Genomic DNA, 20,953 nt, shown 5'->3' with positions numbered 1-20,953 from the left:
GACACTCCGGATATCTTTTCGAATCCCCTGATCAGGGCCTGCTCGTTTGGGGAGACATTGTTCATTTCCCGCACATCCAGATTGAACGGCCAGACGTATCGATTGCATTCGCCTCGCCAACGCTGAACCGTCCGTGCGCTCAGCCCCAGCATCTCACACGCGGGCGCCTGGCGAGCCCCGGCCAGCGTCGCCTCGCTGATCAGGTCGATCAATGTTTTGCGCTCTTCAAGGCCCGTCATCCGGCCTCGCCCTCGAACAACGCACGATACTTTTTTTGCAGCACCAACAGCGCCGCCGCCTCCGCTAGCGCTTTCTCCTTGCGGTTCAATTCGCGCTGCAATCGCACATTGTCTTACTTCAGATCCCGTACTTCCGGGGCATTCTCACGCCGAGCGCCGGTCCCGCCGACGGCGCAAAAGTCCATCCGCCACTGGGTGAGATGATGAGCGAACAGCCCCCGCTCACGACACCACGCGTTCAGTGCTTCGTCGACCAGGCCGTGGCTCTCGCGCAAAGCCAGCAGCCGTTCTTCCGGCGACCAGTCTTCTGGACGTTTGGCACGTCCGGAGTCTGGGTTCCGGTTCACAGCGGCGCTACCTCTCATCCACTTCCTTAATGTCAGTAAATTCATGTTCAATTCGTCGGCTACCGATCCAACGGTGCGGCTTCCGCGCTGCAAGACTTTCGACCGCGCTTGCTCTTTGAACTCGACAGAATACGTTTGCTTTTCCTTCAACCTGCACCTCTGACTCTTCAATTTAAGAAAATTCAGAGGCGACAACTATTGTGACACCGGGGGCGCCTTGCGACTTCAGGCGGCGCGAGAGCTCGACAAAACGGGCGGCAAGCCAGCGCTTGTCGTCGGTGCTGGCTTCAGGATGCATGGCGACTCGCGCGCCCTGCCGGCCAAACCTCAGATGCTTCGGAGCCTTGATCCTATTGGACGCCACTGCATCAGCAAGACCAAAATGAATCTTTTGTGAATTCAGCGCATCGTTGTGCCATGGGCAAAGCACTTTTCGCATACTCGCCATCGTGCAGATCGATAAAGCCAGGGTGCCCGTTGGCGAGATTCATCAGTGGCCGGTCTCCGTGCAATTGCAAAACGACTGCGTAATCGTGGAGTACGGTATCCGCTTCTTCCGGTTCGAGCGCGGGTGACACCGTCAGATACGGAAACCATGCCGCAAGCGAATCCACGTGATCGCCATAAACATGCACACGCCAGTCCGCACGCCAGAGATTGTGCGCTACCACCAGCAGGATCAGCGTATTGCCAAGTGCTGGCGACATCACACAAGCCACGCTTTGCCGACCCGATCGTGTCACCGGCCCACACAGGGACGATTGTTCGAGGACGGAGGTGGCTGGCGGGAGAGTGCATGACATATGCGCGGTCATCCCGAACGCTTTCGCCGCGGCGCCGCGCGCCCGCCGGCCAGGCGAGCACGCGGATCGACCAGACGACGATCACCACTTCCAGTTCAGACCGGCAACGCCGCTGTACTCCTGCTCGTGCTTGCCGAGATCGGCCGACACGCGCGCGAATACCGAAGCGTGGCGGCCGATCTGCCACGTACCACCCGTGCCCATGTGCGCGACGGTGCGCGCGAGCGGCGTGCCCGACACCTGGTAGACATCGCCCGGCGCACTGGCGAACGCCGTGTTCAACGTCTGATTGAGACTGCCGAAACGCTGCTGCGCGTTCGCGTCGATCTCCCATGTGTCGGCCGTGCCGTTGTCGTGCTTGTGCGTGAACAGATAACGCACACCTGCAACGCCGGTTGTCGCGGCCTGCCCGCTGCCCTGATACACGAGGTTGAACACGTTGCCGCCGCTTTCGGCAAAACCGTCCTGGTTGTAGCGACCGACACGCATGCCGAGATACGGTTGCAACGCCATGTCGTCACGCAGACGCAAGTTCAGGCCGCCTTCCGCATACGCGGTCGTGGCGCTGGTCCCGAAGCTGCCGTGCGGCGTGCCCGCAAGACCGTCGAACGCCACGGTGCGGTTGATGCTGTTACTCCAGCGTCCGGTGCCCAGCGTGGCCCGCGCGTAGAGCGGCTGGTTCACCGGTTGCCATGCGCCGTAAACTAGCGCCTGCCAACCGCTCGAATGACCGCCCGCACCCGCTTCGCCGAAACCGAGGTCGTTGTAGTCGGCATCGACAGCGACGCCGACTCGCAGATCGCGCACCACCTCACGGTCGTAGCCGATCGTCAGCGAACTAGTCTTGGCCGCGACCGACGAACTGCCGATCGACGCATCGCCTGAGGTATGCGACTGGCTGTAACGCACCGACGCCCACAGATCGTTCGACGGCCGTTCGATACCCGTTGCCGTCATCCGGTCGCCCGCTGCGTTGCCAAGCGCTTCGGTGTTCTGACGCGCGACACGTAGCACGCCAGCGGCTTCGTCGCCGGCCATCTGGGTGAGTGCCGAGCGTGCACCCGTGGTCGTTTCAAGCAGCAGCTTCTCGGTGATCGTGTTGCCGCCTGCCGCGTAAATGCGGTTGAGCGCGCTCGCCACCTGCAACTGGTTCGACGTCTGACCCACCAGGCCGAAGCCCGAGAACGCGCCGCCCTGATAGAACATCGACGTAATGCCGAGCGTCAGATCGACTTCCTGCGCGCCGTAAGTCAACGTCGGCGTGAGGTAAGCGAAGTCCGTCGACACACCCGCGAACGCTCCGGAGAGCGTGCCGGTGTAGCTCAGGATCTTGTACGTCGTGTTGGGCTTCCAGCCGGAAGCATCGCTGCCCGCGTCCACGACCACTTGCGCGCCGCCATTGGTCCCCGTCGACGCAATCGTCACGTTGCCGGTTACCGCCACACCGCCGCTCGCACCTGCCGCGTTTGCGCTGACTACGTACATCGAGCCGTCGTTGAACGCCAGACTGCCGTTGATATTCAACGTGCTGCCCGGCGTCGTCGCGACGAGCGAGCCGCCCGCGTTGATCGACGCGTTGCCGGTCAATGTGCCGCTGCCCACCAGAATCGCCCCTGCGTTGATCAAGACATCGGCCGTCGTGGCGGTATCGACCTGAACCGTGCCGCCGTTGGCGACGATGCCCTGACTCGCGCTACCCAGGTTGTACACCAGACCGCCACTCGACACTGTCACGCCGGCAACGTCGCCGTCACCGGTCAGGGTGCCCCCGCTGTTGACCGTCGTGGTCGTCACCGTGCTGCCAGACAACACGTCCTGCACGCCGCCTGCGTTGATCGTCGTGTTATTGGCTGCACCGCCGGAACTCACGACCTGCGTACCGCCGTCGAGCAGCGTTTCGTTCGCCACGCCGTCGGCCTGGACTTCCTGCAAGCCGCCGCTATTGACCGTCGCGCTGGTCGCCATGCCGCCGAACGCCACCTGCTGTACACCGCCACTATTGACGACTGTGTTGTTCGCATAGCCTTCGACCACGCCGTCGACATATTGCAGACCGCCCGCGTTGACCGTCGTGTCGTTCGCCGTGCCGCCCGCGAGCACGCTTTGTGTGCCGCCGCCGTTGATCGTCGTGCCGCTGGCGACGCCGCCCGAGGTCAGCGTCTGCGTGCCGCTCGTCTCGAGCGTGGTCGAGACCGCGACGCCACCCGAGTTGACGGTCTGCTGGCCACCGCTGGTCACGCTCGTGTCCAGGGCGACGCCGCCCGACGACACCGTCTGCGTGCCGCCGTTGACGCTCGTGCCGCTTGCCACGCCCGCTACCGTCTGCGTGCCACCCGACGAAACCGTTGTGCCGAGCGCGTTTGCCCCCGCGTCGACTTGTTGCGTACCGCCTGTGCTCACCGTGGCGCTGACCGCCGAGCCGCCGGCCGACACGGTTTGCGTGCCGCCGGAAACGACCGAACTGTTCGCGACGCCACCCGACGACACTATTTCCGCGCCGCCCGAGCCGACCTGCGTGCCGTTCGCCACACCGCCGGACAACACGCTAAACACCCCGCCGTTTTCGACCAGGACGTTCGACGCAACGTTGTTCGCCACCTGGAACGAGCCGCTCGCGTTGGTGCCGCTCACGGTTGCCGACGTGTTCGTGACGAGCGCCGCGCCGGAACTCTGGTCGATCGTTGCGCTGCCTGCGCTCGTGACCGTCACGGAGCCGCCGCTATCGACCGTCACGCCACCGGCCGCCCCGCCGCCGGTCACCGTGACTCCGCCACCGCTCTGAACCAGAGTGCCGCTCGTCGCACCGCCCGACGAAACCGTCTGACTGCCGCCGTCCGCGACGGTCGTGGAGGTTGCATTACCGCCCGACGATACGGTCTGGCTACCGCCGCTCGATACCGACGTGCCCGTCGCATTGCCGCCCGAAGCGACCGTCTGGTCGCCGCCGCTCGACACCGACGTTCCGCTTGCGGAGCCGCCCGACAGCACCGTTTGCGAGCCGCCCGCCGTGACTGTGACGCCGGTCGCCGAGCCGCCGCCCGACACGTATTGCGCGCCGCCGCTGCCCACCGTCACCGAGCCCGCGCTGCCGCCCGACGACACGCGCTGGATACCGCCCGCGCTGACTACGGTGCCTTGTGCAATGCCGCCCGACGCGACATCCTGCTCGCCGCCGCTCGCGACGGTCGTGTCGATCGCCTCGCCGCCCGTTTGCACCGTTTGCAACCCGCCGCCCGCGACCAGCGTCGCGCTTGCCGTGCCGCCCGACGCGACATTCTGCACACCGCTCGACAGCACCTGAGTTCCGGATGCCGTACCGCCCGCTTCAACGGTCTGCAGGCCGCCGCCGGACACCACCGTGCCGTTGGCCAGCCCGCCGGAGGCAATCTGCTGCTCGCCGCCGTTGGTCACATTCGCATCGGTCGACACACCGCCCGCCGCGACTGTTTCGACACCGCCCTGATTGATGACCGTGCCGCTCGCCGCACCGCCTGCTTGCACGGTTTGCGCGCCGCCCGAATTCACGATGCTGCCGGTCGCCGTCGCTGCCGAGCCGACCACGGACGAGCCGCCGTTGCCGACTTGCGTCGTCGCGGTCGTACCGCCCGCGCCGACCGAAATCAGGCCGCCCAAGCCAACCTGGGTACCGCTCGCGACACCCGTCACCTGGACCGTGCCGCCGCCGTCGACCGTGGTCCCGTCCGCTTCGGCGCCCGCGGCGACCGTCTGCAGACCGCCCAGCGTGACCGACGTATTGAGCGCCGTTCCCAACACGCTCTGGGTGCCGCCGCTGACCGACGTCCCGCTCGCGGTACCGCCGGTGGCCACGGTTTCGAGACCACCGTTGCCGACGTGGTCACCAGACGCGCTGCCGCCGGACAACACGGTGAACTTGCCGCCGTTTTCCACCAGCACTCCCGACGCGACGTTGTCGTCGATCGAGAACACGCCGAACGTATTGCTGCCGTTGAGGATCGTGCCCGACGTATCGGCGATGAGGACAGCGCCGGCTTGCTGATCGACGCCGTTCACGACGCCGCCGCCGACCACGGAAAGCTTGCCGCCCGAGGTAACCGTGCTGGATGTAGCCGAGCCGCCCGAGGCGACCTTCTGCGCACCGCCCGTTTCGATCAGCGTGCCCGACGCCGCGCCCGACGCCTGCACGACCTGCGTACCGCTACCGCTCAGCACACTCGATTGCGCGACGCCGCCTGCCACCACGTTCTGGGCGCCGCCCAGAACCAGCGTGCCGCTTGCGACACCGCTGACGTTCTGTGTCCCTGCATCGATAGTCGCGCTGATCGATGTGCCACCCAGCGCGACGTTCTGCACGCCGCCGGAAATCACCGTGGCGTTCGCCGTACCGGACACGGTTTGCGTGCCCAGCGCGCCGACCGTCGTGCCGTCGGCCTCGCCGCCTGCCGCGACTGTCTGCTTGCCGCCCAGCGTCACGCTGCCGCCGCTGGCTGTGCCGCCCGCCTCCACCGTTTGCAGAGCATCCGCGCCTGCGACACTGGTGTTCGACGCCACGCCGTACACCGTCTGCGTACCCGAGACCACTGTGTCGATGGCCGTGCCCGACACGGTCTGCGATGCGCCTGCATCGATTGTCGCGTTGGTGGCCAAGCCGCCCGTCTGCACGAGTTGCGACGCATTGCCCTGGATTTCGCCGCCCAGCGCGGAACCGCCCGACGAGACGATCTGCTGCGCACCGGACTTCACGTCGGTGTCCACGGCGCTGCCGCCCGCCGCGATCTGCTGCGATCCCGCCGACACTACCGTGCCGCTCGCCACCGCATCGCCCGACACGTTCTGCACACCGCCGTTCACCGTGGTGTCGAAGCTCGTGCCGGAAGTGACATTTTGCGTACCGCCCGACGAAATCAGCGTACCGCTCGTCACGCCGCCCGCCACATCCTGCACGCCGCCCGAATCGATCATCGCGCCAGATGCGGTGCCACCATCCACCACGGTCTGAAGCGAAGCCGCACCGACTTCGGTCGCCGCCGCACTGCCGGCCACGTATTGCGCGCCGCCGGTCAACACGACTGCGCTGGTGAGGCCGCCAGACTCGACCGTCTGCGAGCCACCTGCCAACACGCTCGTCGCGCTAGCGTAACCGCCCGACGACACCACTTCCTGCCCACCGTCCGATACCGTCGTGCTGTTCGCGGTGCCGCCGCCGGCGATCGTTTCCGTTCCGCCCGACGCGACCTGCGTATCACTCGCCGTGCCATTCGACGACACGTTCAGCACGCCGCCGTTTTCCAGCAGCACGTTGCTCGCGAGATTGTTCTCAATCGAGAACTGGCCGTTGGCGTTCGTACCGCTGACCGTCGCCGCCGTATCGGTGACGATCGCCGCGCCCGAAACCAGATTGACATTCAATGCCGATGCACCGGCGCTCACCGCCAGCAAACTTCCGCTGCCGACCGACGTGTCGAATGCGCTGCCGCCCGCGTCGATGGTCTGATGCGAGCCGGTCGCAAGCCAGGTGCCGCTGGCGACGCCGCCCGAGGTGATCGCCTGGGTGCCGCCGGTCTGAACGATCGCGGAAATGCTCAGGCCGCTGTTGCCGATCGTCAAATTCGCGCCGCTGCTCACGATAGCCGTGTCGATCGTGCCGCCCGACAGAACATTGGCGGCACCGCCCGCCTGGATGTTCGTCCCGCTTGCATAGCCACCGTCGCCGATGTTTTGCGTGCCGCCGTCGTGCACCGTCGTCGCGGTCGCCGAGCCGCCGGCCACGTTCTGCGTGCCGCCCGCATACACGTCCGTGGTGGTCGCGGTCGCGCCTGCGCTGACGGTCTGCTCGCCGCCGCTGATCGCCGTGTTCGTCACATTGCCGGCGACCAGTTGATCGCCGCTGTACAGCGTGGTCGCCGTGGCCGAACCACCCGCAGCGACGGTTTGCGTGCCACCTGAAATGACCGTGCCTGTGGCGCTGCCGCCGCTCTGCACGGTCATCGAAGCCGCGGACTGGACGGTGGTGCCAGTCGCCGTGCCGCCGTCATTCACAAATTGATTGCCGCCCGCCAGCACATTCGTGCCGCTCGCAGTGCCGTCGACATCCTGCTCGCCTGCGACACTCGCCGACACCGCATTCGCGCCCGAGGCCACCGACTGCAAGCCAAACGCCTCGACCAGCGCGCCGCTCGTGACGCCGCCCGATTGCACAGTTTCCTGGCCCGAGCTGCCGACATCCGTATTGATGGACGAACCACCGCCCAGCACAGTCAGTTGACCGCCGTTCATCACCGACACATTCGACGCCACGTTGCCGCTGATGCGGAAGCTCCTGCCGTCGGCGTTCAGGCCGGACGCCAGCGCGCCAGTGTCTGCCTGAAGGATCGCGTCCTGCGCCTGAACGACGCCGAGCGCCGAACCGCCCGCGACGATGGTCAGGTCGCCGCCCGAGTTCACCGTGACGCCGGACACCGAACCGCCCGACGCGACGCTTTGCGTGGCCCCGGCATTCACTGTCGTAAGAGTCGCCGAGCCGCCGTTGTTCACCTGCTGGCTGCCGCCGTCGAGTGTGGTGTTGCGCGCAACACCACCAGAGTCGATGCTCTGCGTGCCGCTGGTGATCGTAGTCGTGACTGCGCTGCCGCCTGCTTCGATCGACTGGATACCGCCGTCGACGGTCGTGAGGGTTGCCGTGCCGCCGCTCAGGGTTTGCAGACCGTCCGCGCCAATCGTCGTCCCCGTGGCAGTGCCGCCCGCGGAAACGACCTGCTGGCCGCCGCTGCTGACCGTCGTATAGTTCGCGATGGCGCCGGACTGGATCTGCTGGGTGCCGCCGTCCACGTTGTCGTAGAGCGCCTGAGCACCCGCCGAAACGGTTTCGGTGCCGCCGCTGCCCACTTCAGTACTGGAGCCGACAGCACCCGCGAGCAGCGACAGCGTGCCGCCCGATACCACCGAGGTACCGGACGCCACGCTGCCAGCGGAAATGTTGAGGGTACCGCCGCTCACGTTGGTGTCGTTGGCGGTTGCGCTGCCGGCCACGTTGACCGTGCCGCCTGCGAGCACCGTCGCGGAGGTCGTGCTGGCCAGCACGCCGGTGACGGTCTGGCTGCCGCCAGCCGACACGACTGCTCCGATGCTTGAACCGCTGACGTTTTCCGCGCCGCCCGCCTGCACCTGTGTGCCGGATGCCGTGGCGTAGACCCCGATTGTTTGCGTGGCGCCGTCGCCGATCTGGGTGCCCGATGCCGAACCGCCCTGCACGTTTTCGTTCGCGCCCGCCGCGAGGATCGTGCCTTGCGTCGCGCCGCCGGTCACGTTGATGGTCGTTCCGCTGGCCGCCGAGGTGCCTGAAGCGACACCGCCGTTGATCGTCAGCGTGCCGCTCTGGAAGTCGGTGTTGCTGGTCGTGCCGTAGTCGACGATCTGTGTACCGCCGCTGATCACCGTGCCGCTCGTCGTGCCGCCTTCCACATATTCGGCCGCACCCGCCATCACCGTGGTGCCGCTCGCGGTTCCGGCCCAGACGTACTCACGCGCACCCGAGCCGAGTTGCGTGCCGTTGGTGACGCCGCCGTAGAGGTCGACCTGCGAGCCGGAGTTGGCAACCGTATTATTCGTCGTGCCGCCCACCGTTTCGAGTTCCGCGTCGCCGTTCAGCGTTGCGTTGTTCAGCGTGCCGCCGGAGACGACCGCGGTGCCGAGACTGTTGACCGTCACGTCCTGTGCAACGCCGCCCGACAGGACGATCTCGCCGTAGTAGTTCACGGTCGAACCGCTCGCCGTGCCGCCGTCCAGCACCGTCAGTGCCCCACCGTTTTCGAGGATCAGGCCCGATGCCACGTTGCCGCTGACCGAGAAGCTGCTCAACGCGTTGGTTGCGTTGGTAATCGTGGCCGACGTGTTGGTCACGAGCGCACCGCCCGAATCGACATGGAGCGTATCGGCCATGCCGCCTGCGTCGACCTCGACCCGTCCGTTCGAGGCCACGCTCGTCGACGTCGCCAGGCCGCCGTTGTTGATCGTGATGTTGCCGTTGCCGCCGACTTCGCTCTGCACCGCCGAGCCGCCGTTGAGCACGGTCAGGCTGCCGCCGTTTTCGAGCAGCAGGTTCGACGCGACGTTATTCGATACGTTGAACGACGTGCTCCCGTGGACCGCATCCGTGATCACCGCCGACGTCGTGGTGATCAGCGCGGCGCCCGCGTCCTGCACGACCGTGGTCGCCGAGCCGCCTGTATCCACTTGCAGCGTACCTGCCGAGATCACGGTGTTGCTCGCAAAGCCACCGCTGTTGACTTCGAGTTTCGCCGCGCCGCCGTCGAGCAGCACGCCCGACGCCACGTTGTTCGACACCGTGAAAGTGCGGCCGGTATCGGTCGTCGCGTTGGTAATGGTCGCCGACGTGTTCGTGACGAGCTGGCCGCCCGCGCCTTGCACAAGGTTGGTCCCGCTGCCGGCCGCGTCGACCTCGAAGACGCCGCCCGCCGAATAGACTGCATCGATACCGAGGCCGCCGCCCAGCACGGTCAGATGACCGGTGCCGACAATCTGCGTATGTGAGGCAACGCCGTCACCGATCGTGAACGCCGTGCCGTCGGTACGCGTATTCGTGCCGCTTACCGTTGACGAGGTCGTGGCGACGAGGCCGCCGTTTTCGCCCTGGGTGAGGTGCAGCGCGGTCGCGCCCGAGTCGACCTCGAAGGTGCCGCCCGATGCAACCGTGCCGGAGAGCGCCGTCGCCCCCGAATTCACGTGGACCGTGCCACCGCTCGACACCGTCGCGGCGATGGTCTGTGCGCCGCTCAACACGGTCTGGGTGGCATAGGTGCCACTGACGTTGGTCGCGCTAGCTACGCCACCGGACATCACCGTGTCGGTCGAGTAGTTGCCGACCGACGTGCCGCTTTCCACGCCAAGCACGGTTTGGGTCGCAAAGTAGGGAAGCGTTCCGCTCAGCACCGTGTCCAGCGAGCCGCCGCCCGCGCTCACGGTCAGGTTGCCGCCACTGTTGACGACCGTATCGAGAATGCCGCCGCCGCTGCTGACCGTCATGGAGCCGCCGCGGTTGATGGTGGCAAATTCTCCGGTTCCGCCCTCCCCGATCACCACGTTGGCGCCGGAATTGACGGTCGCAAAATACGACAGTCCGCCACCGGACACCGTCTGCAAGGAACCGCTGCCAAGAGAGGTGAACTCGCCGATGCCGCCGTCGATGTTCTGCGTCGTGCCGCTGTTCAGCGTGGCCGAAATCGCCTGGCCGCCGTAGAGGTTCTGGACCGAGCCGCTCGTAAGCGTGGTCGAGCTAACAAGGCCACCCAGTTCCACGTTCTGCGTCGAGCCGCTCGTGACCGTCGTGCCGTTGGCCGTACCGAAAACGTTCTGCGTACCGCCGCTCGTGACCGTCTCCGATGTCGACAAACCGCCCGCCAGCACCGTTTCGAGGCCGCCTTTGATCGTGTTCGTCACGCCGAGGCCGCCCGAGTTCACCAATTCGGTCGCGCCCGCGCTGACCACCAGGTTGCGTCCCGAGCCACCCGCGAGCACCGTTAACTGACTGCCGCTCGTCAGATGCTCGCCGTCCGCGATGTTCGCGGAGACGACGAACGCCGTTCCGTCGGCATTGGTCCCGGCGATAGTGCCGGAGGTCGTCGCAGACAGCATCGAACCGGACGTTAGCGTGACGCCGAGCGCTGTCGCACCGGCTTCGAGCCGCGCGGTGCCGCCCGACGACACCGTTGTGCCGCTCGCATAGCCGCCCGCCCCAACGTCTTGCGTGCCGCCGCTCCTGACGCTGGTGGTGAACGCGGAGCCGCCCGCCAGCACGTCCTGCGTGCCGCCGCTGCTCACGATCGTGCCGCTCGCGACGCCGCCTGAAGAAACGTTCAGCACACCGCCGCTATTCACGGTCGACGCACTGGCGACACCGCCCGCCAGCACGTTTTGCGTACCACCGCTACTGACCGCCGTGACACGCGCCGTGCCGCCCGACTGGACGGTCTGCACGCCGCCATCGGTTAGTGTAGCCGATGTCGCGAGACCCGCTACGTTCTGCGTCCCGCCGCTGCTCACCGCGGTCACGATCGCCGAGCCACCGGCCTGCACGGTTTGCACGCCGCCGGCGCTCAAGGTTGTCGAGGTCGCAGAGCCTGCTACGTTCTGCGTCCCGCCGCTGTTCACCGTCACAAACGCGGAACCGCCGGCAAGAACGTTTTGCACGCCGCCGCTATTGATCGACGTACTACTGGCGACGCCGGACGCCTGCACACTCTGCACACCGCCGCTGTCTACGATGGTCTGCCGCGCCACGCTTCCGGCCAGTACGTCCTGCTCACCTCCGCCGTTCACGATCGTGCCGCTGGTGAGGCCGCCCAACACCTCCTGCGCGCCGCCCAGGCTCAATTCTGTTTGAATCGCGGTGCCTCCGGTTGTGACGACCTGAGCGCCGGGACCGTCGATGGACTCCGAACTGACCGTAATGCCGCTCGTCACGCTCGGCGTAAATGTCTGAGGCAGCGGGACAGCAAGCGCCGGCGTCGACAAACCGGCATGAACACCGACGAAGGTCAGCAATCCCGAAAGCAGCCGCGACAGGCCGCGTCGACGGTTGCCGAAAATGTGCTGGCAGAACTTCCGGCGAAAATTAATGGGCTTCATAGTGGTGCGATAGTATTAGTAGCGTTCCGCCGTGCATGACGCACGACGGAAACGGGTCTCGACGCGTGGGCGTGTTTTTTTGACGAACGGCAAAGTTGGGCAAGCAGGTCTCAGGCTGCCTGTACCACTTCACTGAAACCAGGAATGCGACGCAGCGTGCGTTTCACCTGCTCGGGCGTGATCAGCCGCGTGCATTCGAACTGCCGCGGCGTGTCCTTGTGACGCGGACACCAGAAGAAATCCTGGTGATCGAAGCGGTGCCGCACGTCGTTCCAGCAGCCGTTACAGGCGTGGTAATTGATGACGCGATACGGCGTGGCGAACTCGTTGTTCTCCGCTGTGAAACCGCTGATCATGACGACCGGCGTGCGGCAGGCCCACGCGAGCCAGGCCAGCCCGCTTGACAGGCCAATGAAAAAATCCGCGTGACGCAGCCAGCGGGCACGTTCTTCCAGCGGCTTGTCGCCGGTCTGATCTTCCGCGCCGTGCGGAATGTGGTTCCACACGAGCCCAGACCCGTGAGTCGCCTTCTGATCGATACAGATCACGCGATAACCCTGTGCCTTCAGGAACGTGACGATTTCACGCCATCCGGTCGGGTGATTCCAGTATTTGCATTGCGTGGAGCTTTGCACCGCGATGCAGACATAGCGCTCGGGAATCGGCCGGCTTTCGTCCTTGAGAACGATCTCGGGCGCCAATTCTTCGGGATCGACGCCGAGAATGTGGCCCGCTGTCCGGTGCAAACCGACATGCCGGAAGTCGACCGGCTGAAGCACATTCCCTTCGTCGTTGAAAAACAGGCCGATGTTGTAGGTCGCGTAATAGCGCGCAACGTCGACCTCCTCGTGCGTGACGAATTCGATCTCGGGATAAGCCCTGCGAAACAATGGAGCAATCAGCGCCGACATCGCGCAGGTCAGTTTGCAGCCGTGCTTGCGCTGAAACTTCACTGCATAAGGAAACCAGCCCATCAGATCGCCGAGCGTACCGACCGGAAACTGAATGAGGACTTCGCGATCCTTCGCGTTGTACGTGTGAACGAAAGCCGCGTCAGCCTTCCTGCCGCGCTGCCGGATTTCCAGTTCGAATGGCACAAAATATTTTTTGCCGCTTGCGACGACTCCCGAGCCGATGTCGGTCTCGAATAGAACATTGCCTGTTTCGATGTCGCGCAGGCGGACATGCCAGTCCCCTTCGGGCAGCACGACCCGGCATCCGTCGTTGAAATCGAAGCGCACGCCAGCCACCGCCGCCTGTGTCGGCACGTTGGCCGGTGGCGGGAACGGCGGCTTCGACGTGCCATTGGTCGAAACGAGCCGGGTGAATGGTTGAGCAACCGCTTGGGTGGCGAGAGGCTCATCCGGTGACGGTGTCGCGTCACTTGATGGAACAGCAAGAATTTCGTGAGGAACCGAAGCAGTCATGGAAGAGATCGCAAACTTGGGATAAAGCCCGCGCCACTAAATCATCAGCGGCGCCCGGATTACTAAATATTTCCTATCCGGTAATAAAGCCTTAAATGAGTTAATCAAAACGTTTCTTGATTTTCACCCATGTGGCAAACACTTACATTTCTATTTCGAGACCTTTGTGGCGATTTATCGACAACTGTAAATAATCTGGCTGCGATATCGTGCGCGTGATCGGCAGGCGCGCCCAATACTTTAGGGGTAGATTGTAAAATTTTTATTTAGGGCCGAATAAAACGACTGCCTGACGACCGCAGGGCGGCCACCACCGCATCGCTGACTAAAAAATTCCAGCGCCGCAATCACTCAGGCGGCGTTCAATGCTTGAGTTGTTTTTATTATCGAGTCGGGAAGATCTTCCGATCGCATTCATAATACGAAAACATTTGCGCGGATTACTCTGGTTACCAAATGGCGTATTCTAGGGAAAAATATATCCTCTTGATTCAGCGGTACGGGTCGCCGTCATTTCGCTCGGAACATTGCCGCACGCCAGTTCTTACCAATGACCATGAGCGGGCGTGCGTTTGCAAACGGATATTTCAATCGCCTGCCAGAGATGCACCATCCTGTTTGTTAATGTCTCGACAACCTCGCACAAAGGGAGGCGTTCACGTCGACAAACCTAGAATCCACAGCGCGGGCCCCTTCTCTTTCGAACACAGTTTCGGGACCAGAGCAGAGAGCGGAACGAAAGAGGCGAGCGTGGTGCCGTAAAGCACGCCGAACGGCGCCATCATCGCAGAGTGGCTTTTGAAAAGAAGCGGCATCTTGTACATCAGCGGCGCGGTAATGGCCGGGCCGGCTCCCTCTGCAAAGCCGATCACTCGACGATGGCCAATCCGGACCGCGACCATTCCCGACGCAGGATTAAAGACGATGTTGCGTAGGACGATGGTTGACAGCAGATGCAAACAATCCTCCCGCGTCAGGCCGATCACCTTCGTGAAAAAATCCAGCCATGATCACTAGGAATGTGTACTCCAATGACGTGTTGATGGCCGCACCACGCCGTGCTGCTCGATCTGTTCCGCTCGTGGAAGCGCACGGGAGACAGTCCTAAGGGATAGAGACGCACGTTAGGGGCTCGCATCTGGCGTGCTGGATCGGCTTTTGTGCCCAAATTTCGCCATTGCGCTATGGGTAATTTGACATTCTTAATGGCCGAACAGACACCGTCTGCGAACGTTCCTGATTCGGTTTGACCGGATACGTAGCCGTTGTGCTGCAAGCAGCCGATGCGAAAAGCAGCAAAGCTCAGCGGATTGAAGCAACGAGCAGCACTTCCCGACACGCTGCGATCCTGCGTGCCCAGTCGTCAATCATCGAAGTGAATGGCTGACCCTCGAAATCTTCGAGCGCCGTTTCGCGCGCGGCGTTCAGTGCGGTTAGCGTGTAGCTGACTTCGACCTCGGTGCGTACCTCGTCGAGTGCGGCGCAATGCACCTCGACGAGACTGATGCGCGAGGCAAGTGTCGAACGAACATAGCGCGATCGATTCGCATTGCGGTCGAAGTCCGTCAATTCGTCGCCGTGGCCCGTCAGGAACACCATCCCTGGATCGGTGCGGCCATCGGTGGGGTGAACGTAGGTCGGCTTCCGGCCGTCGAGCCACAACTCCTCGCCCGCCGGCGTAAAAAACATGAAGGCCTGATCGACCGGAGCGTCGACGACGATCCGGTCGCTGACGTGCAGTCGGCGCGCCATGGATAACACCTCCGTTTTCCCAGATGATAAGTTGGCGCGGTGGTCGTAGTCTGGATCGCAAAGTAGTGCGATTACACACTGGATAAGTGGAGCAATGGTCCGCGCAACAGTTGCCGGATCGACCCTCACAACACCGGACTCGCCAGCACTCCGAGTCAAATCGCTGGTTACCCCCGGGAGGTCCGTGGTTTACCATTGAGCCAAACACTGTGTCCGCCACAGGTCTCGCGCCTGCGTCCAGTCCGCTGTCAGTGAGGTGTCCACTAAGCAGGGAGCGACACCAGTGGGGCAAGTCGTCGGCGGCCCACAAGACATCGCGACACCGAACATCGATACGCCATATTTCTACCTGCAAAGTCTAAAACGCTGCCCGGCCGTCAACGAAGCCGTACCGGTGACACAAAAACCGCTAGCGAACATAGCGGCAGTAAGTGGTGCCACTTTAACAAGCAGCCCAGTTAGCGATGATGTGACGGTCTGCTATCCGACGACGAGCCGCCATCTAAATGCTGAGTAACGCGCCCGATTACCGGCTCCTCCTGGCCCGGTTGAGGCAGTGCCCTCCTCAAATTGCTCTCCGGAGACCGGCCATTGAGTGAGGGCGAACGAGACCTCGTCGAACCAAACTGGACGACGACCCCGACCGGCAGCTTATGGCCGGACAGCGTCCCATCGTTGCCCGGCGTTCTGCCTTCACACCTCGGTCTGTTCCGCCATCTCAAGTGCATCGTCGACCTCGATGCCGAGATACCGTACGGTGCTTTCGAGCTTGATGTGCCCTAGCAGCAGTTGAACCGCCCGCAAATTCTTGGTGCGCCGATATATAAGAGACGCCTTTGTTCGCCGTATCGTATGCGTTCCGTAAGCCGTATCGTCGAGCCCAATCGATCCGATCCAGCGATGGACCAGTCGCGCGTACTGACGCGTCGAGAGATGCGGCGAGCCGTGGATCCTGCTCGGGAACAGATAGTCGCCCGACGAAAGTCCCGCCGCTCGGATCCACGCTTCAGCGCTTGCGCGAGTCTGCTCAGTGATTTCGAACTGAACCGGCCGCTGAGACTTCTGCTGCATAACGGTTGCCCGGGGCGCCACCCGAGAGCCAAGACAGATATCGGACACTCGCAATTTTGTGAGATCGCACGCTCGAAGTTTGCTGTCGATCGCGAGGTTGAGCATGGCGAGCTCCCGAGTCTTTGCCGCTAGCTGGAAGCGGATACGAATTGCCCAGATTTCCTTGAGTTTCAGCGGCGGCTTCTGACCCGTCAGTTTGCCCTTGTTCCACGGCACGCGGCGCGTGCTAACAACATCAATCGTTTCCACAGCTTTTCTCCTTTCAACGGTAGGAGAATCAGTCTGCGCCGATCGTGGAGGGACGCTGCCCGACCCACAGCGGACAGATAACTTTCTGCGAACCTGTCAGTCAGAAAAATTCATGTTTTGCGACTTGGAATGCCGCTAAGCGGCCGTTGGCGACCTAACCCGATCGGCCATGAACCGCCTTTCGCGCGTCGATCGGAGCGGACAGTCGAACGGCTGTTGATTGCCTGATAGCTGCCGCCACAGAGGTTTAACGAGGGGCCGGCTCGCGACACCCGGTGAACCATCCGAAAGCTACGCCAGTCAGGCAGATTAACGCTCGATTTCCCCGCGAATCCTTTCGGCCGTGACGAAATCCGCGCTGCCTCAGGCGATCGATCCATCCTGGCCGTTACGATTACGGCCCGCATGTGGCCCGTCACACCCGCTGAGAGCAACGGTCTAAAAGGCCGGTATCAACCGGCGGGTGAGCCGCTACAGTTCGATATTAATCGCGCCCATCGACTAATCTGCCAGATGTTTAACCGCGAGTTCCACAAAAGCTCGTAATCGATGCAGCCGCCTGAGATCGCGATGGTAGCCCATCCAGATCTCCCGACTCGGCGGCTCGTCGCTCAGATCGAGCCTGCGAATGGTGCCGAGCTGATCTCCGACAGGTCGCGGTAAAACAGCAATGCCCAAACCTCGCCCGCACATCTGCGCCTGGACATTGCGGTTATTCGACTGCAATACGAGACCCGAGTTGGGGAAGCGATTTTTTAGCCAGTCGATATCCGGAAAGCCGCCGGTCGACGTATCCATCGCGATCAAGCGGTGCCCCGTGCCGTCACTTTCCACAGGGTCGGCACTTGTTGTGGCCACGTAGACCCCGTAGTGCATCCGGGTCAGCCGTCGTTGCACGATATCGGTCCCGTTGAACGGAACAATGCGGAAAGCGACGTCCGCTTCACGCTGTGCGAGATTGAACAGGCGTGTTCCCGTCAGGACCTCGATTCCAACAAGCGGATACGTGCTCGAAAATGCGGCGATCACGGGTGGTAGCACATAAGCGCCAAACCAGTCGGCCGACGACACCTTGAGGGTTCCTTCCAGCTTCTGTTGCTCGCCGGTCAGCCTGCGCTCCATCGTCAACGCACTCTCTTCCATCTGCTCGGCGAGCGGCAGGATCGCGGTGCCTTCCCCGGTCAGAACGAAACCGTCCGCGGTTCGCTGAAACAGCATTTGCCCCGTGGCCTCTTCGAGCGCGCGAAGCCGTCGCCCGATGGTCGGATGACTAAGCTGCAGCGCGCGTGCGGCGGCACCGAGCGTTCCGGTGCGCGCGACCGCGAGAAAGATCCTGACGTCGCTCCACTCCATATTCATCTACCCACAAAAATGAACGGAAGCTGTGCATTATAGTGAATTGTCGAACATAAATGAATTTGCGAGACTTCGATCCGTCGCATGTCGCAAGGCCCTCGCGAGTAGTTTTGCGAGGCCGATCAAAACAACGGCCGGAACGGAGATCGTCATGTCTCGCATCGCATCATCAACGGTGTACGTCATCTATAAGGGCGCGCCCAACGATCGCTTCGACCGGAGTTATTACATCGAACATCACCTGCCGCTCGTGATGCAGGCATGGCGACGCTACGGTCTGGAGCATGTCGCGGCTTTCTTTCCGGCGCTGACGGATGTGAACGCCCGCGTGGGCACCCTCGTGATATGCGAATGCCGTTTCCGCGACGAGGCGGCGGTTGAAGCCGCCTTCGGATCTCCGCAAGCCGCGGAAGTCATGGCCGACGTTCCGACCTTTACCGATATTTCCCCAACGCGCTTGTGCGTCGCCCGGCTCTGAGCGGATCGATGCACGACTCGCGCGCCGCATACCCCTCACGTTACTCACGCTAGAGACAGGAGAATGACCATGGCCTTCTGGAAAAATGCTGCCCCCCGCACCGTGCGTCGCGGACACATGTGGATTGCCGGTGACCGGATCAAACGAGACGGGGAGACCTACCAATGCGGTCCGCTCTTTGTCGAGTGGGAAGCGCCGGAACAGGTGACTCGTCCGTGGCCGATCGTGCTTCTGCATGGAGGCGGCTATCAGGGAACCGAGTGGTTCGACACGCCGGATGGCCGGCCCGGCTGGGCTCAGCGCCTCGTGGAAGCGGGCTATGCGGTTCTCGTTGCCGACCGTCCAGGGCAAGGACGCTCACCCTTTCACGTCGAGACGATGGGGCCGATGGGCCCGGCGTTTTCCTACGAACACGGCCGCCATATCTACTTCCCGGCCGAATACGAAGGTCAGCACACTCAATGGCCCTTTGCCCGGGATGACGAAGCCGCGATGGACGAGTTCATCGCAGGCTATGGTCCGATTCCCGCCGACCTCGCGTTTTCCGAAGACATGGAGGCGGACCGGATCGCAAAGCTGCTGGACAGGATTGGTCCGGCGATCCTGCTGACGCATTCGGCGTCGGGGCCGGTCGGCTGGTTGGTGGCTGATCGTCGGCCAGGACTTGTGAAGGCGATCGTCGCCGTCGAGCCGATGGGCCCTCCTTTCGCGGAGATTCCCAATATCGGGTCGCTGACATGGGGCCTCGCGGCGGCGCCGCTGAGCTGGGAGCCGCCGGTCGCGTCGCCCGACGAACTGCGCGCGGCCGCGCCGGGTACGCATCGGCTGCCTGCGCTCGCCGGTTTGCCGATCGTCGCCGTCACGGCCGAGGCCTCCGCGTTCGCCGCTGCCAGCCGTCCCGCGATCGAGCAACTCAAGGCGGCGGGCAGCCACGCCGAAGTGCTGCATCTTCCTGATCATGGCGTGTTCGGCAATGGCCACGGGCTCATCTACGAGAAGAACTCCGATGAAGCGCTGGCGCCGGTGTTGAACTGGCTCATCGAACACACGGAAGCAGCGAAGCAGGCGCAAGGACAATCGTGAAAAAGACCTGGTTGATTACCGGCTGCTCCAGCGGACTGGGCCAACACCTCGCGCAGGCGGTAGCGGCGCGAGGGGACCAGCTGGTGGTGACGGCTGCAATTGCTCGCGTGAAAAGTCGTCGGAGCGCCCGCGCCGCGTTTTTACACAACCTAGGTCGACAAGAGCCGTTCGCTCTACCCGGCAACATCCCCCGCCTAGAATCGAAACCCGCTCCGCCGAGGTGAACTGACAAATCCATTTCGTTCGAGCCGGCGATAGTCCTGACAACTCAAGCGCCGAAACCCAGTCTGGATCGGGATGCTGGACGGCCCGGTTCCACGCGATCCACTCAGCCCCGAGTCAGAAGTTTAAGGATGCGGTCGTCGTGCTTTACATGGTGTGTGTCGACAATGCGCACCGTGTCGGCAGCTGGATGGGCTGGATTGAACAGGAAGTTGTGGGCGAAGGGAACGACCGCGCTCGGCACCTTCAACACGGCGCTCGTTTCGGTCTGCAGCCACTCCGTGCCCGCGCCGCGTGACCAGTCGGGATTTTGCCGCCAGTCGTCCGGGACATCAGCGTCCGCGATCTCAGCGACTGGAACGTCGTCGCCGACATCTACGCGCAACAGCTGATAGCCGTCAGGCAACTGGCCGACGCTGGCGATCTCCATGTGGACAAGAATCTTAAGGAGCGCCAGCGCCGGGTGCTCGGCCAGGTAAACGATGGGTTGTCCGGCGAAGTGCCATCGCCCCGGCGCGCGGAGCCCACCGATACCTCTCAGGTCGGCATAGTTGCTTATTCTCCAGAGGATCATCAGGCGAAGTAACCTTCGTCGATCTGGACAAGGGCTTCCTCGACGAGACGTGCGCCATGCTCGGTGCTGGCCATATCGAGAGCCGACTTTCCACCAAAGCGCGTCTGGCCGTTCCTGAGCCAGGCCATTGCTTTTTCCGGCTCACCGAAGGTCGACGTGGTTTGGGCGAGAATCTTCGCGAGCCGGATCGCCTTGTCGGACTCGTCAATTGATAGTCGCTCGTTGTGCTGGCGCCGATGGGTCAGCGTGCGTCGCGGGATGATGAACGAGAGTTCGTCGACCTTAAGGCCACGCTCGGACAGCCGGTCGAGCACGGTAACGTTCACACGGGCGCTCGCTATCTCCGCGAGATCTGCACCGGACTGAACCCGGGCGTCGAGCAGTTGCTCCAGCATGGCGAACTCGGCCCGTCGCGGATCGGCCGCGCCGGTTGGTTTAAACGAAACGATTGTCATGGGGCCTCCTTCGGCAATATGCCCATACATTATAGGCGTTTTGCCGATCCGTGGGTGCGTCTACGGGCGGGACCGGACATCGTCGTACCTGGCTCTACAGGACAGCCGGTCGAGAGTCCCGGCGGCGGGAAGACGGTGCGCTCGGGCCGCACCCCTGGGCGAACAGATCGACGGCAGTGATCACCGGTGGTTCGAGGAACGGGCGCCCGCCTGCACGCTGCTGGTGTTCATCGACGATGCAACGGGCCGGCTGATGGCGCTGCACTTTACCGCG

At 63.4% G+C, this 20,953-nt stretch carries 12 protein-coding genes and 1 pseudogene; 3 read left to right on the top strand and 10 right to left on the bottom strand.

Annotation, left to right across the window (positions count from 1 at the left end; translation table 11 throughout):
• Positions 1–110: pseudogene (locus tag LMG28727_RS34460) on the top strand (MBL fold metallo-hydrolase); the annotation flags it as partial.
• Positions 111–352: 242 nt separating this feature from the next.
• Here LMG28727_RS34460 and LMG28727_RS33545 read toward each other — a convergent pair.
• The 8 genes from LMG28727_RS33545 to LMG28727_RS33510 all read right to left on the bottom strand — a co-directional run bounded on the left by LMG28727_RS33545 (position 353) and on the right by LMG28727_RS33510 (position 17,864).
• Positions 353–736, bottom strand: a complete 384-nt coding sequence (locus tag LMG28727_RS33545; RefSeq protein WP_236592565.1) for a transposase — start codon at positions 734–736, stop codon at positions 353–355.
• 218 nt (positions 737–954) lie between these two features.
• Positions 955–1,296, bottom strand: coding sequence for a hypothetical protein (locus LMG28727_RS33540; RefSeq protein ID WP_201646599.1), 342 nt, complete (start codon positions 1,294–1,296; stop codon positions 955–957).
• Positions 1,297–1,470: 174 nt separating this feature from the next.
• A complete protein-coding gene (locus LMG28727_RS33535) occupies positions 1,471–12,012 on the bottom strand; it encodes an AIDA repeat-containing protein (protein WP_201646598.1) in 10,542 nt (3,513 codons plus the stop codon).
• A 110-nt stretch (positions 12,013–12,122) separates the two neighbouring features.
• A complete protein-coding gene (locus LMG28727_RS33530) occupies positions 12,123–13,439 on the bottom strand; it encodes an autotransporter strand-loop-strand O-heptosyltransferase (RefSeq protein ID WP_201646597.1) in 1,317 nt (438 codons plus the stop codon).
• Positions 13,440–14,095: 656 nt separating this feature from the next.
• Positions 14,096–14,425, bottom strand: coding sequence for an MFS transporter (locus LMG28727_RS33525; protein ID WP_201646596.1), 330 nt, complete (start codon positions 14,423–14,425; stop codon positions 14,096–14,098).
• Between the two features lie 316 nt (positions 14,426–14,741).
• Positions 14,742–15,191: an SRPBCC family protein gene (locus tag LMG28727_RS33520; protein ID WP_201646595.1), complete on the bottom strand. Its 450-nt coding sequence runs from the start codon at positions 15,189–15,191 to the stop codon at positions 14,742–14,744.
• A gap of 693 nt (positions 15,192–15,884) precedes the next feature.
• A complete protein-coding gene (locus tag LMG28727_RS33515; RefSeq protein ID WP_201646594.1) occupies positions 15,885–16,511 on the bottom strand; it encodes a tyrosine-type recombinase/integrase in 627 nt (208 codons plus the stop codon).
• A 501-nt stretch (positions 16,512–17,012) separates the two neighbouring features.
• Entirely contained in the window at positions 17,013–17,864 is an 852-nt protein-coding gene (locus LMG28727_RS33510; RefSeq protein WP_201646601.1) for a LysR family transcriptional regulator, read from the bottom strand.
• A 154-nt stretch (positions 17,865–18,018) separates the two neighbouring features.
• Here LMG28727_RS33510 and LMG28727_RS33505 point away from each other — a divergent pair, with 154 nt between their 5' ends.
• Together LMG28727_RS33505 and LMG28727_RS33500 are read left to right on the top strand one after the other, a co-directional pair.
• A complete protein-coding gene (locus LMG28727_RS33505) occupies positions 18,019–18,345 on the top strand; it encodes an EthD family reductase (RefSeq protein WP_201646593.1) in 327 nt (108 codons plus the stop codon).
• Positions 18,346–18,414: 69 nt separating this feature from the next.
• A complete protein-coding gene (locus tag LMG28727_RS33500; protein WP_201646592.1) occupies positions 18,415–19,428 on the top strand; it encodes an alpha/beta hydrolase in 1,014 nt (337 codons plus the stop codon).
• 328 nt (positions 19,429–19,756) lie between these two features.
• On the opposite strand, the gene LMG28727_RS33495 is transcribed toward LMG28727_RS33500, so the two are convergent.
• Complete coding sequence (locus LMG28727_RS33495; protein WP_201646600.1) at positions 19,757–20,227, bottom strand: RES family NAD+ phosphorylase; 471 nt, start codon at positions 20,225–20,227, stop codon at positions 19,757–19,759.
• Positions 20,224–20,679 (bottom strand): antitoxin Xre/MbcA/ParS toxin-binding domain-containing protein, encoded by a 456-nt coding sequence (locus LMG28727_RS33490; RefSeq protein ID WP_201646591.1) that lies wholly within the window; start codon positions 20,677–20,679, stop codon positions 20,224–20,226. The genes LMG28727_RS33495 and LMG28727_RS33490 overlap by 4 nt, the downstream gene beginning before the upstream one ends.
• Positions 20,680–20,953 lie beyond the last annotated feature (274 nt).

Source organism: Paraburkholderia metrosideri (assembly GCF_904848625.1).
Taxonomy (GTDB): domain Bacteria; phylum Pseudomonadota; class Gammaproteobacteria; order Burkholderiales; family Burkholderiaceae; genus Paraburkholderia; species Paraburkholderia metrosideri.
Note: the sequence above shows the minus strand (reverse complement) of the source record. Positions and strands in the feature narration are given on the sequence as shown.

Coding starts and splice junctions, on each gene's coding strand:
- LMG28727_RS33535 (WP_201646598.1), bottom strand. CDS start 12,012: ATGAAGCCCATTAATTTTCGCCGGAAGTTCTGCCAGCACATTTTCGGC.
- LMG28727_RS33530 (WP_201646597.1), bottom strand. CDS start 13,439: ATGACTGCTTCGGTTCCTCACGAAATTCTTGCTGTTCCATCAAGTGAC.
- LMG28727_RS33520 (WP_201646595.1), bottom strand. CDS start 15,191: ATGGCGCGCCGACTGCACGTCAGCGACCGGATCGTCGTCGACGCTCCG.
- LMG28727_RS33510 (WP_201646601.1), bottom strand. CDS start 17,864: ATGGAGTGGAGCGACGTCAGGATCTTTCTCGCGGTCGCGCGCACCGGA.
- LMG28727_RS33505 (WP_201646593.1), top strand. CDS start 18,019: ATGTCTCGCATCGCATCATCAACGGTGTACGTCATCTATAAGGGCGCG.
- LMG28727_RS33500 (WP_201646592.1), top strand. CDS start 18,415: ATGGCCTTCTGGAAAAATGCTGCCCCCCGCACCGTGCGTCGCGGACAC.
- LMG28727_RS33490 (WP_201646591.1), bottom strand. CDS start 20,679: ATGACAATCGTTTCGTTTAAACCAACCGGCGCGGCCGATCCGCGACGG.